The 12,392-nt window shown below is 70.3% G+C and carries 14 protein-coding genes; 6 read left to right on the top strand and 8 right to left on the bottom strand.

Going from position 1 to position 12,392, the window contains the following annotated elements:
- Nucleotides 1–152: 152 nt before the first annotated feature.
- The 5 genes from AB8810_RS21475 to AB8810_RS21455 are packed head-to-tail and all read left to right on the top strand — an operon-like array spanning nt 153 to nt 3,696.
- Entirely contained in the window at nt 153–887 is a 735-nt protein-coding gene (locus tag AB8810_RS21475) for a DUF6776 family protein (protein ID WP_179569141.1), read from the top strand.
- A 7-nt stretch (nt 888–894) separates the two neighbouring features.
- Entirely contained in the window at nt 895–1,350 is a 456-nt protein-coding gene (locus AB8810_RS21470; RefSeq protein ID WP_179569139.1) for a polymer-forming cytoskeletal protein, read from the top strand.
- Nucleotides 1,351–1,381: 31 nt separating this feature from the next.
- Nucleotides 1,382–1,768 (top strand): iron-sulfur cluster insertion protein ErpA, encoded by a 387-nt coding sequence (erpA, locus tag AB8810_RS21465; RefSeq protein ID WP_053836095.1) that lies wholly within the window; start codon nt 1,382–1,384, stop codon nt 1,766–1,768.
- A 48-nt stretch (nt 1,769–1,816) separates the two neighbouring features.
- Nucleotides 1,817–2,749: an NAD(+) diphosphatase gene (gene nudC, locus AB8810_RS21460; protein WP_369914833.1), complete on the top strand. Its 933-nt coding sequence runs from the start codon at nt 1,817–1,819 to the stop codon at nt 2,747–2,749.
- A gap of 50 nt (nt 2,750–2,799) precedes the next feature.
- The gene (locus tag AB8810_RS21455; protein ID WP_179569135.1) at nt 2,800–3,696 is read left to right on the top strand and encodes a hypothetical protein; all 897 of its coding nucleotides are present in this window, start codon (nt 2,800–2,802) and stop codon (nt 3,694–3,696) included.
- Here AB8810_RS21455 and AB8810_RS21450 read toward each other — a convergent pair whose 3' ends face one another.
- From AB8810_RS21450 to AB8810_RS21420, 7 genes are all read right to left on the bottom strand, one after another.
- Nucleotides 3,697–4,104, bottom strand: a complete 408-nt coding sequence (locus AB8810_RS21450) for a DUF2752 domain-containing protein (RefSeq protein ID WP_064542810.1) — start codon at nt 4,102–4,104, stop codon at nt 3,697–3,699.
- Nucleotides 4,105–4,109: 5 nt separating this feature from the next.
- Complete coding sequence (locus AB8810_RS21445; protein WP_179569131.1) at nt 4,110–4,445, bottom strand: CD225/dispanin family protein; 336 nt, start codon at nt 4,443–4,445, stop codon at nt 4,110–4,112.
- A 95-nt stretch (nt 4,446–4,540) separates the two neighbouring features.
- Nucleotides 4,541–4,960 (bottom strand): DUF2752 domain-containing protein, encoded by a 420-nt coding sequence (locus AB8810_RS21440; RefSeq protein WP_179569129.1) that lies wholly within the window; start codon nt 4,958–4,960, stop codon nt 4,541–4,543.
- Nucleotides 4,961–5,045: 85 nt separating this feature from the next.
- Entirely contained in the window at nt 5,046–5,330 is a 285-nt protein-coding gene (locus tag AB8810_RS21435) for a CD225/dispanin family protein (protein ID WP_179569127.1), read from the bottom strand.
- A gap of 55 nt (nt 5,331–5,385) precedes the next feature.
- Nucleotides 5,386–5,673: a CD225/dispanin family protein gene (locus AB8810_RS21430; RefSeq protein WP_225210070.1), complete on the bottom strand. Its 288-nt coding sequence runs from the start codon at nt 5,671–5,673 to the stop codon at nt 5,386–5,388.
- 106 nt (nt 5,674–5,779) lie between these two features.
- Nucleotides 5,780–7,702 carry an MFS transporter gene (locus tag AB8810_RS21425; protein ID WP_369914832.1) on the bottom strand — a complete coding sequence of 641 codons (1,923 nt, stop codon included), beginning with the start codon at nt 7,700–7,702 and terminating at the stop codon, nt 5,780–5,782.
- A 214-nt stretch (nt 7,703–7,916) separates the two neighbouring features.
- Nucleotides 7,917–8,804 carry a LysR substrate-binding domain-containing protein gene (locus AB8810_RS21420; protein WP_369914831.1) on the bottom strand — a complete coding sequence of 296 codons (888 nt, stop codon included), beginning with the start codon at nt 8,802–8,804 and terminating at the stop codon, nt 7,917–7,919.
- A 103-nt stretch (nt 8,805–8,907) separates the two neighbouring features.
- Between AB8810_RS21420 and AB8810_RS21415 the strand changes: the two genes are divergently transcribed.
- Nucleotides 8,908–10,119 carry an MFS transporter gene (locus tag AB8810_RS21415; RefSeq protein WP_369914830.1) on the top strand — a complete coding sequence of 404 codons (1,212 nt, stop codon included), beginning with the start codon at nt 8,908–8,910 and terminating at the stop codon, nt 10,117–10,119.
- Here the strand turns inward: AB8810_RS21415 and yccS are convergent.
- Complete coding sequence (yccS, locus tag AB8810_RS21410) at nt 10,064–12,286, bottom strand: YccS family putative transporter (protein WP_369914829.1); 2,223 nt, start codon at nt 12,284–12,286, stop codon at nt 10,064–10,066. The genes AB8810_RS21415 and yccS overlap by 56 nt on opposite strands.
- Nucleotides 12,287–12,392: the final 106 nt, after the last annotated feature.

The following is a 12,392-nucleotide window of genomic DNA, read 5'->3' as shown; positions in this document are numbered from 1 at the left end:
GCGGCCACTATCGGCCAAGCGTGCAGCGAAGGCCAGCGCACGGGCCGCGCGTGCCGGCAACGGCAAGCTACGGCGCGTGGCTTACACTAGCCGGCCGGCCGACCCCCCGCGAGGATCGACGCCGCTGCCGCCTCGGTGGCGCGGCTTTGACGATGAACCGACCCGTGCCCCGTTTCCAGATCGTGCCCAACGGCGCCGCGCCCGCGCGCGGACGTGGCCTGTGGCTGCTGATCGCCATCGTCTGGCTGCTGTCGCTGGCAGGAACCTGGCTGCTGGCCAGCCGCCAGGCCGCGCCCGAGCTGGGCGAGGTGAGGACGCAGCTGCGGCAGGCCGACGCCAAGCTGCAGGCGCAGCAGCGGCAGATCGACACGCTCAACCAGCGCCAGGCCACTCTGGCCCGCTCCGACCAGATCAGCCGCGCCGCCAACAACGAAGTGCAGAGTTCGCTGGCCGAGCGCGACGAGGAGATCGCCGGGCTGCGGGCCGACGTGGCCTTCTACGAGCGCCTGGTCGGCGCCACCAGCCAGCGCAAGGGCCTGACCGTGCATTCGGCCGAGTTCTCGGCCGAGGCCGGCGGCACCTGGCACTACAACGTGGTGCTGACCCAGAACCTCAACCGCGGCGCGATCAGCCAGGGGCAGATGCGCCTGGCGGTGGAAGGCGTGCGCGGCGGCAAGCTGGCCAGCGTGGGCTGGGACGAGCTGCACCAGAAGAGCGGCGTGCCCGGGCAGGACTATTCGTTCCGCTATTTCCAGCAGTTGGACGGCAGCGTGATCCTGCCCAAGGATTTCACCCCGCAACGGGTGCGAGTATCGCTGTCCGGCGGAGGGGCGCCGGTCACCCAGAGTTTCGATTGGACACTGGCCGGCAACGGCAAAGGGGAGTAGGCAGCTTATGTTCGGAAGCAACAAGAACGGCCGCAGCAGCGGCCAGACCGTGGTGGATACCCTGATCGGCGCGCAGGTGGTGATCCGGGGCGACCTGGTGTTCAGCGGCGGCCTGTACGTGGAAGGGCGCATCCTCGGCAAGGTGCTGGCCGAGGACGGCGCGCCGGCGACGCTGACCCTGTCCGAGCACGGCAGCATCGAGGGCGAGGTGCGCGCCCCGATCGTGATCATCAACGGCCAGCTGACCGGCGACGTGCATGCCGCCGAGCGCGTGGAACTGGCGCCGAAGGCGCGGGTGCAGGGCAACGTGCACTACCAGGTGGTGGAGATGAACGCCGGTGCGCAGCTGACCGGACGGCTGATCCATGCCGGCAGCATGGCCGCGCTGGCGCCGCCGGAGCGGGCGCACGAAGAGCCGCAGGCCGAGCTGGCGCAGCGCGCGCTGACCGCGGCGGATGCTTGATTCGGCTCCCGGCCGCCCCCATCCTGCAGCCATGAGCACTCTCGTTTCCCTGCCCAGCGCCGCGCCCGCCCCCGACTACCAGTCGCTGGAGCGGCCGCTGAACTTCACCCAGGCCGCCGCGGCCAAGGTGCGCGAGCTGATCCGCGAGGAAGGCAACGATGCGCTGGCGCTGCGCGTGTACATCCAGGGTGGCGGCTGTTCCGGGTTCCAGTACGGCTTCGAGTTCGACGAGAACCGCGCCGAGGACGACCTGTCGGTGCGCACCGACGAGGTCACCCTGCTGGTCGACCCGCTGAGCCTGCAATACCTGATGGGCGCGGAAGTGGATTACAGCGAAGGCCTGCACGGCGCGCAGTTCGTGATCCGCAACCCCAACGCCAAGACCACCTGCGGCTGCGGCAGCAGCTTCAGCGTGTAGACACGCTGCGGCTTGCGGGATGCGCGGTTTGCCTGCACCCTGCGCCGCATGCCCGAACTGACGCCTGTTTCCTTCGCGTTCGCCGACGCGGTCATCGACCGCGCCGACGCGCTGCGCAACGATCCCGAAGCCCTGCGCCGCGCCTGGCCCACCGCGCGCCTGCTGCTGCTCGATGCCGACGGCAATGCCTACGCCGATGCGCACGGCCAGCCGCTGGCGCTGACCGGCGCCGCGCTGGGCAACGTGGTCGAGCAGGCGATCTTTCTCGGCCTGCGCGATGGCGATGCCTGGTTCGCGGTGGGCGCAGGCCTGCGCGACGCCGACATCGACCCGCCGCAGCGCATGGACCTGCGCCGCGCCGCGGCCGAGTGGCCTGCGTTCGCGTCCGGCCTGTTCGCCTATGCCCGCGGCATGCTGCACTGGCAATCGCGCACCCGCTTCTGCGGCGTCTGCGGCGGCGCCATCGGGTTCCGTCGCGGCGGCTTCCTCGGCGTCTGCGCGCAATGCGCCAGCGAACACTATCCGCGCGTGGACCCGGCGGTGATCGTCGCGGTCAGCGACGGCGCGCGGCTGCTGCTGGGGCGCCAGGCGAGCTGGCCGGCGCGGCGCTATTCGGTGATCGCCGGCTTCGTCGAGCCGGGCGAGTCGCTGGAGCAGACCGTGGCGCGCGAAGTGGCCGAGGAGACCCAGGTGCGGGTCCGGCCCGGCAGTTGCCGCTACTACGGCGCGCAGCCATGGCCGTTCCCCGGTGCGCTGATGCTCGGCTTCAGCGCACTGGCCGAGCCCGACCTGCCGCAGGTGGACGGCGAGCTGGAAGACGCCCGCTGGTTCGAACGCGACGAGATCGGGGCCGCCCTGCAGCGCGCCGCGGCACAGGGCGACAGCGCCGACGACGGCCACGGCCTGCGCCTGCCGCCGGGCATCTCCATCGCACGCGCGCTGGTCGTGGACTGGTATCGCCGCGGCGGCACGCACGCGTAGGCCGCCCGGCGTCCGCTGCACACGCTTCAGAACGGTCCCGGAGGACCTGCATGTTCACTACCCTCGTCGCTGTGATCGTCGCCCTGGTGCTGGGCCATGTCGCGCCCGGCATGGTGGCCTCGCTGCGCCGTTTCGATGCCTATGGCGACTGGCTGTCGTGGCTGGATGCGCATGCCGGCGAAGGCAGCGGCTGGCGCGGCCGCTACGGCATCGCGCTGGCGCTGCTGCCGGCCTTGCTGCTGGTCGGCCTGCTGCAGTGGCTGCTCGCCGCGCCGCACCTGGGCCTGCTGGCGCTGCTGTTCGGGGTGCTGGTGCTGGCCTTCAGCTGGGGGCCGCGCGACCTGGATACCGATGTGGAAGCGGTGATCGAGGCCGACGACGTCGCCGCGCGGCGCGTGGCGGTCGCGCACCTGCACGCCGATGGCGGGCCGCCGCGCGAGGATCCGGCCGGGCTGGTGGAGGCGGTGGCGGTCAGCGCATTGCGGCGCTGGTTCGCGGTGCTGTTCTGGTTCCTGCTGCTGGGGCCGTTCGGCGCGCTCGGCTATCGCCTGCTGGCGCTGGCCGCGGTCGGCCCGTACGCGCCGCGGTTGCCGTTGGCCACCGCGCTCGGCGCACGCACCGTGCTGGCCGCGATGGAATGGCCGGTGGCGCAGCTGATGACCTTCTCGCTGGCGCTGGTCGGCAATTTCGAGACCGTGTTCGGCGCCTGGCGTGCTGCCGGCGGCAATCGCTGGCAGCTGGACAGCGGCTTCCTCGGCCCGGTGGCCTGCGCCAGCGTGCGCGGCGAACTCGACGAGGAGGCGCACGACTACAGCGATGCCGGCATGGTGGTGCCGGTGCTGCGGCGCCTGCCGGAATTGCGCGATGCGATGAGCCAGATCTGGCGGGTACTGCTGCTGTGGCTGGTAGTGCTGGCGTTGCTCGTGATCGCCGGCTGGGTCAGCTGACTAACCCGGCGCGAGCAGGGTGAACGGAAACCACGGCAGGTTGCGCGCGATCCAGTAGCCGGGCAGCGCCAGCAGCCAGAAGTTCGGCCGCGACAGCAGCGCGACCACCGGCGCGAACCATGCCGCGCGCCAGCCCGCCTTCCACGCGATCAGGCCCGGCAGCACGGCCAGGCCCAGCATCGCCCCGGGATTCATCGCGAAGGCGCCGAGCGGATCCAGGTGCACCAGGGCGTGCAGCGCGCGGGTCATGCCGCAGCCGGGACAGTAGTAGCCGGTGAGCGCATGGAACAGGCACGGCGCGAATGGATTGTCCGCGGCGTTGGGATCGAACCGGTACAACAGCGCGCCGCCGGCCGCCGCGAGGGCGGTGGCGGCGCCGAGACACGCCCGTTGTTGCCAGGCGCGCATGCCGATCAGCTCATGTGCTGCATCTGGTTCACGTATTCCATGTAGCTCTGCATGCCGCCGGTCGCGACCATGCCGATGTTGATCAACAGGCCGATGATGGCCAGCGCGGTGGTCACCCAGCACCAGGTCTTGGCGCTGTTGGAGGCGCGCCGCGCGCCGTCCAGGTCGCCCTGGTTGAGCAGCCCGTTGACCTTGCTGGAGAACACGATGGCGACGATGCCCGGAATGATCGACGGACAGCACAGGCAGAACCCGAGCACCGTGGCGATGATCGCCCAGGCCAGATGATTGGGAATCGCGCCGGGGGCGGGCGGCGGCGTGACGGGGCTGACGGTGCTCATGTGTGGATCTCCTTGAGGGGCTATGCGCTGGGCATGGGGCCAAGTCTAGACGAGGTGGTCGCCGCGGCTCCATCTTTCGGCGCCGCGCGATGCGCTCAGTGCGGCGCCAGCAGGGTGAACGGGTACCACGGCAGATTGCGCAGCACCGCGTAGCCGAGCAGCAGCCACAGCCACAGGCGCGGATCGGCGAGGATCTTCAGCAGCGGCGCCAGCAGGCGCATGCGCAGCCCGGCGGCATTGAGCGCCATGATCGCCAGCAGCGGCAGCGCCACCACCAGCAGCGGATTGGTCGCCATGGCATGGGCGATATCCAGGTGCACCAGTGCATGCAGGCAGCGGGTGCTGCCGCAGCCTGGGCAATACAGGCCGGTGAGCGCGTAGAACGGGCACGCAGGCAACGGATTGCCCGGCACATTGGGATCGACCCGGCGTAGCACCAGCGTCGCGACCACGGCGGCGCCGCTCAGTGCGGCCAGCGGCAGCCAGCGGGGCAGGGGGCGTGCGCGCAGGAACATCGGCAACGGAATCGTCGGTAACGGAATCGTGGAGCGATCGAACAAGGCCGCCGCGGCGCGCGGCAACGGCGGCCCGGATCGTCGATCAGTACGTGGTCGACGACTGCTGCATCATGCCCAGGCCACCCAGGGCGAAGATGAAGATCAGGTACAGCACGACCAGCACCACCCAGGCGATGACCGAGTAGATCGCCCACTTCTTGGCCTTGTCGGCCGATTCGCGGGCGCCGGCGACGTCGCCGGCGGCGAGCTTGGTGTTGACCTGGGCGGCGAACACGATCGAAACGATGCCCAGCGGCAGGCAGCAGAACAGCGTGCTCAGGATCGCCCAGACCAGATTGTTGGACACTTGCGGTGCGGTGGTATTCATCCGTGTTACTCCGGTTGCGTGGTGGAACGAAGAAAAAACGAGAAAGCGGGCGGACTCACTGCCCCAGCGCGCTGCTGAGGATCGCGATGCCGCCGAACAGCAGGAACCACAGCGCGAGCAGGATCGGCGCAGCCAGCGCCGACCACATCGCCCACAGGCCAGCCTTGCGCGAGGCGTCGCGTGCGCCGGCCACATCGCCGGCGGCGCGCTTGCCGTCCACCTGCGAGGCATAGACGATCGACACCACGCCCAGCGGCAGGCAGCAGAACAGCGTGGACAGGATCGCCCACACCAGATTGTTGGGGACGTAGATGCCCGCGCCGTTGGGCGGTGGTGGCGGCAATACCTGACTCAACTGATCGACCCCTGCAATGGACGCCGCTGCAGTACGCAGGCGTCTCCCCGGCGCCTAATCTACCCGAAGCGGCGTTTCCAGGCACCTTGCAGGTTCATGCGGCATCCCCGCGCAGCTGCCGCACCTGCGCTTCCAGCAGCTCCGCGCTGACCTCGGCGGCCGCCACCGGCGCGCCCGCGATCACCTCCACGTGCGCGCGGAAGCGCCGCGGCACGCGCATGCGCCGCAGCCGCGAGTCGCGCTTGCTCCACATGCTGGTCCACATGTTGCGCAGCGCCATCGGCACGACCGGCACCGCGCGGCGCTCGACGATCTTCTCCACGCCGGACTTGAACTTGGCGATCTCCCCGTCCTTGGTCAGCGCGCCCTCGGGGAAGATGCACACCAGTTCGCCCTCGGCCAGCGCCGCGTCGATCTCGTCGAACGCGCGCTGCATCAGCGCCGGGTCCTCGCGCGCGCCGGCGATCGGGATCGCCTTGGCGGTGCGGAAGATCCAGCGCATCACCGGGATGTTGAAGATGCGGTAGTACATGACGAAACGCACCGGGCGCGGGATCGACGCGGCCAGCACCAGCGCGTCCATGTAGCTGACGTGGTTGCACACGATCAGCGCCGCGCCCTCGTCGGGCACGTGCCGCTCGATGCCGTGCAGGCGCAGCCGGTACAGCGCGCGCACCATCACCCAGCTGAGGAAACGCATCAGGAATTCGGGGACGATGCTGAAGATCCAGATCGCCACCACCGCGTTGGCGATGGCCAGCGCCAGGAACACCTGCGGGATGCTCAGCCCGGGCATCGGCACGCGCATGCCGAACAGCGTGAGCTGTTTCATCTGCAGCGCGATGCCGACCATCGCGGCGATGACGATGAACATCGAATTCTGGATGTTGAGCCCGGCGATGACCCGCGACAGTTCCGCCTTGGGCGTGCGGCTCTGGATCAGCGCGAACAGCGGCACCACGAACAGGCCGGTGCACAGGCCGATGCCGACCAGGTCGAGCATGATCCGCCAGCTGCCGGCCTGGTGCACGAACTGGCCGATGCCCAGCCCGGCCTGCAGCGCGCCGCCGGGGCGGGCGAAATACAGGTCGAGCATGAACGCGCTGATGCCGAACGCGCCCAGCGGCACCAGGCCGATCTCCACGGTACGTCCGGACAGCTTCTCGCACAGCAGCGAGCCGGTGCCGGTGCCGATCGAGAACAGCGCCAGGGCGAAGATGTACAGGTCCTGCGCGCCGCCGAGATTGAGTTCGGCGTAGGTCGGCAACTGCGCGGTCAGTACCGTGCCGATGAACCAGAACCAGGACACGCCGAGCACCGCGTTGCGCACCGCCAGCTGGCGCCGGGTCAGGCGCATGATCGCCAGCGACTCGGGCAGCGGGTTCCAGTTGATCTTCAGCTCCGGCGCGCCGGCATCGACCTTGGGGATGAGGCGCGCGACCAGGTTGCCGGTGACCGCCAGCGCGATCACCGCGGTGGCCGCGGCGACCGGGCCGTGGCTGCCGGCGACCTGGAAGATCAGTCCGCCCAGGATCATGCCGCACAAGATCGAGATCGAGGTGCCCATCTCGACCAGGCCGTTGCCGCCGGTCAGTTCCTCCGGCTTCAGCACCGAAGGCAGGATCGAATACTTCACCGGGCCGAACAGGGTGGACTGCAGGCCGGTGCAGAACAGCGCGACCAGCAGCACCGCCATGTTCTCGGTCAGGAAGCCGACCGCGGCCAGCGACATGATCGCGATCTCCATCGTGGTGGTGATCACCACCAGCCGCGATTTCTCCAGCTTCTCGGCGATCTGCCCGGCCAATGCGGAGAACAGGAAGTACGGCAGGATGAACAGCGCCGGCGCCAGATTGGTGTACAGCGTGCGCTGCTCGGGGGTGACGCCCAGATAGAACAGCAAGCCGATGATCGCCTGCCGGTAGACGTTGTCGTTGAACGCGCCCAACCCCTGGACCACGAAGAACGGCAGGAAGCGGCGCTGTTTCAGCAGGGCGAACTGGCTATGGCCGGACATGCAGGCTCCTTTGCGAACGCGCGCAGCCTAGCAGGTTCGTTGCGCGGCGGATGCGGCGCCGTGGGGCGCGGCGTGCCGCGATGCGGGCTGTGTCGGCGGTGGCGTCTGCGGGGGAAGCGCGTGCTGGCTTTTTGCAGGCGGCGTCATGGTGGCGTGCTCCGTTCGTCGCGGCTGAAGCCGCGCCTACAGGGGGCTGCGGTGCGAGGCGATCCGGTTAGCCGGTTGCGACGGCGCCTGCCTGCTGCCGCAGCAGCGCGATCAGCGCGCGTGCGGCCGGGGTCGGGTCCGCGCGCCAGGTGGCGTAGGTCAGGAAGCGGAAGCGCTCGCGCAGCGCGATCACCGCCACGCCGTGCATCGCCGCGGCCATGGTCTGCGGCACGATCGCCAGGCCCAGGTCCTCGACCACCAGTTGCCGTTGCAGATCGGCATGGGTGACCTCGTACTGCAGGCGCTGGCGCAGGCCGGCCTCGGCAAAGGCGCGGTCGATGATGCCGCGCACGCCGGCGCCGGCGATCAGCCCGGCCATCGGCGCGTCCTCCAGTTCGTGCAGGGACACCTCGGCGCGCGCGGCGAAGCGGTTGCCGGGCGCGGCGATCAGCGCCAGCGGTTCCTCGTGCAGCAGCAGGCGCTGCTCGGGCAGGACGATATGCGGGCCGACCCCGACCAGGGCCACGTCCAGCCGGCCTTCGCCCAACTCGAGCAGCAGCGCATCGCTCATGCCGGTGCGCAGGTGCACGTCCACCGCGCTATGCGCGGCGCGGAAGCGGCGCAGCAGGGCCGGTACCTGCACCGTGGTCAGCGAGGAGATCTGGCCGATGTGCAGGCGCCCGCGCACGGTGCCGAGCGCCTGCGCCATCTCCTCGTGCAGGCGTTCGGCCGCGCGCAGGGTTTCGCGGGCGTTGTGCAGGAATACCTCGCCGGCGGCGGTCAGCCGCACCTGCCGCGCACCGCGCTCGAACAGGCGCGCGCCCAGCGCTTCCTCGATCTTGGCGATCTGGTGGCTCAGCGCCGACTGCACCGTGTGGCAGCGCCGCGCGGCGGCGGTGAAGCTGCCCTCCTCGGCCACGGCGACGGCGAACTCGAGTTGGCGCAGGGTCAGCATGGCATCTGCAAACGAGATGGATCGAGTGAAAACAATACATTGGAAAGATCGATGGCGCTTGCCCAGACTGCCGCCATTCCTTCCGCACCCTTGGATTCGGCTCATGGACACGACCCCGCACCCCCCATTGCATCGCGGCCTGGTGCTGCTGATGGCCGCCGCCACCGGCCTGGCGGTGGCCAGCAACTACTACGCGCAGCCGCTGCTGGAAGTGCTGGCGCAGACCTTCGCGATCGACGTGCGCAGCGCCGGCGCGGTGGTCACCACCGCGCAGCTGGCCTACGCCGCCGGCTTGCTGTTGCTGGTGCCGCTGGGCGACCGCTTCGAGCGCCGCAGCCTGATCGTGGGGCTGTACGCGCTCAGTGCGGTGGGCCTGCTGATCAGCGCCGCCTCGACCAGCTTCGCGCTGCTGCTGCTCGGCACCCTGGTCACCGGACTCAGTTCGGTGGCCGCGCAGATCCTGGTGCCGTTCGCCGCCACCCTGGCCGCGCCGCACGAGCGCGGGCGTGTGGTCGGCACGGTGATGAGCGGCCTGCTGCTGGGCATCCTGCTGGCGCGCACCGTGTCCGGGCTGCTGGCCGGCGCCGGCGGCTGGCATGTCGTGTACTGGGTGGCCGCGGCGCTGATCCTGCTGGTGGCGGCGCTGCTGTGGCGCGCGCTGCCGCGGCATCCGGGCAATCCGCAGCTGTCCTATCCGCACCTGATCGGTTCGGTGCTGGCGCTGTTGCGCGACGAACCGGTGCTGCGCGCGCGCGCCATCCTGGGCGGGCTGATCTTCGCCGGTTTCAGCATGTTCTGGACCACGCTGGCGTTCCTGCTGTCCGGTCCCAGCTACGGCTACGGCACCGCGACGATCGGCCTGTTCGGCCTGATCGGCGCCGCCGGCGCGTTCGCCGCCAACCTGTCGGGCAAGCTCGCCGACCGCGGCGCCGGGCAGTGGGTGGGCTGGGGCGGGCTGGCCATGCTGCTGCTGTCGTGGCTGCTGCTGGCCGCCGCGCCGCACTCGCTGTGGCTGCTGATCGCCGGGGTGCTGCTGCTGGACGTGGCGGTGCAGGGCGTGCACATCGGCAACCAGCACGTGATCTACCAACTGGATCCGAAGGCGCGCAACCGCATCACCTCGGCCTACGTCACCTGCTATTTCATCGGCGGCGCGATCGGTTCCAGCCTCGGCACCGCCGCCTACGCCTACGCCGGCTGGCGCGGGGTGGTGGTCGGCGGCGCGGCGCTGGCGGTGGCGGCGCTGCTGTGGATGGGCGTCAGCGTGCGGCCGGCACGGCCGCCGGCGGCGCTGGCGCCGCTGCCGGAGCGGTGACCGCGTGCGCGGCGGCGCGCAGCTTGGGCAGCAGGCGCAGGGTCAGCGCCAACTGGTTGCGCACCAGCCGCCGCTTGGCCTCGTCGATCCCGTCCTCGTGCTCCAGCGCATCGGCCATGCCCACCTCGGCCGATTCGTCGGCCGGCGGTAGCGCCTGGCGCTGCGCCAGCGCGTCGGCGATCGCGCCCAGGGTGTCCTGCAGGTAACCGCCGGCGCGGTCGATGGCCGGATCGGCCTCGCCGGCCAGCGCGGCGCGGTGCGCGCCCAGCGCCGACAGGTAGCCGAGCAAGGTGTTGGACAGCGCCAGGAAGCGGAAGCCCGCATCCAGGTTGCGGCGGTAGCGGCCGGGTTCGCGCAGCATGTTGGACAGCGCCACCGACAGCGCGGCGTCGGCGTTGTGCATGTCGCGCCGGGCGATGCGGTAGGACAGGTCGTCGCGCATGCCGCTGCGGTATTGCTCCAGCACCTGCGCCAGGTAGCGCGCGCAGCTGGCCAGCACCGTGGCCATCACCTGGTTGAGGCGGCGGCCCTGCCAGTCGGGCAGGATCAGGAACGAGGCCGCCGCGGCGATCGCGCAGCCGATCAGCGTATCCACCAGGCGCGGCCAGATCAGCACGAAGCCGTCGCCGAGCAGGTTGAAGCAGAACAGCGCCATCACCGTGATCGCGGCGGTGGCCAGCATGTAGCGGTCGGTGCGGGTGACGAAGAACAGCAGCGCGCCGAACAGCGCGAACAGCAGCTGCAGTTCGGTGCCGGGGAACAGTTGCATCAGCGCCCAGGTCGCGATCAGCCCGATCAGCGTGCCGGCGATGCGCTGCGCCAGGCGCAGCCGGGTGGCGCCGTAGTTGGGCCGGCACACGAAGGCGGTGGTGAGCAGGATCCAGTAGCCGTTGCTGGCGTGGATGGACTGCATGATGGCGTAGCCGACCACCAGCGCGATCGCCATGCGCAGCCCGTGCCGGAACAGCACCGAGCCCGGGGTGAGCTGCTGGCCGACGCGCACCAGCATCTCGCGCAAGGTGTGCGGCGAGGAGTCGCGCAGGCGGGTGTCGAGGGTGTCGCTGGTGGTGTCCGATTGCGCGGCCTCGGACAGCCGCCGCTCGATGCTCTGCAGGTTGGTGACCAGCAGTTCCAGCGAACCGAGCAGCCGCGCCTGGCGCGGGTCGGCCTGGGCGTGCAGGAAGTCCAGCGACTGGCGCAGGTCGGTGGTGGCCTGCTGGGTCTGCTCGCCGTATTCGAACGGCTGGCGCATCCGGATCGCTTCGCCCAGCGCGGCGCAGGCCTTGCCCTGCAGGGCCAGCAGGCGCTGGCAGCGGTACAGCACGTCGCTGTGGAAGAACGCGTCGGTCAGCGCCTCGTAGGGATAGTGCGAGGAGCTGGCGCGTTCGTGGAAATCCTGCGCCATGTAGTACAGCCGGAAGTACAGGCCGGACTGCACGCCGGGCCGGCCGGAGCGGCCGAAGCGGCTCATGATCGCGGTCTTGGCCGCGTTCAGCGCCGCCACCACCTGCGCGTTCTGCTCGGCCAGCGCCAGCCGCCGCGCGTGCAGGTCGCTCTGTCGCACCGGTTCGAACAGCGCGGCCTTGAGCCGCAGGTAGCGGCCGAGTTCGAAGAACAGCCGCGACAGCCGCTCGCGCACCGGGCGGTTGGCGAACAGGAGCGTCCACAGGATCGACAGCAGCCCGTACCAGGCCGCACCGAGCATCAACAGGCCGATGCCGTGCCAGGCGCTGCCGCCGACGTGGCCGGAACGGCCGCCATGGTCGATGCCGATCATCGCGTAGATCGCCAGCGCCACCGTGGCCTGGGCGATGGAGGCGTAGCGTTCGCCGAGCGCGCCGAGCAGGGTCAGGGCGAAGGTGGACAGCGCCATGCCGGCGACGAACGCCAGCGGATACGGGAACAGCAGCACCACCGCGGCCGCGGCGGCGGCGAAGCACAGCAGCGACAGCAGCACCGACTTGATCCGGCCCAGCCAGTTGTCGTCGGTCTCGGCGATGGCGCTGGCGATGGCGCCGAGGAAGATCGCCGGCAGCGCGGTCAGTTGCTGCTGCTGCCAGCACACGCCCATCGCCACGCCCAGGGCGATGAACACGCGCAGCCCGTAGCTGGCCTTTTCGTGGGCCCACAGGCGGCTGAGGCGGGTTTCGATCGAGGATTTCGGCACGGCGACACGATAACGCAACGCTGGCCGCGATGATGCTTGCCGACGCCGAAGTGGGGTCGGCGAGCATCGGCGCTGCGTCCGCGGTGCGACCGTCGCCGCTGTCCTG

Source organism: Xanthomonas sp. NCPPB 3005, assembly GCF_041228095.2.
Lineage (GTDB): Bacteria > Pseudomonadota > Gammaproteobacteria > Xanthomonadales > Xanthomonadaceae > Xanthomonas_A > Xanthomonas_A bonasiae.
The sequence above is the reverse complement of the archived record's forward strand: the minus strand, read 5'-3'. Positions and strand labels throughout refer to the sequence as shown.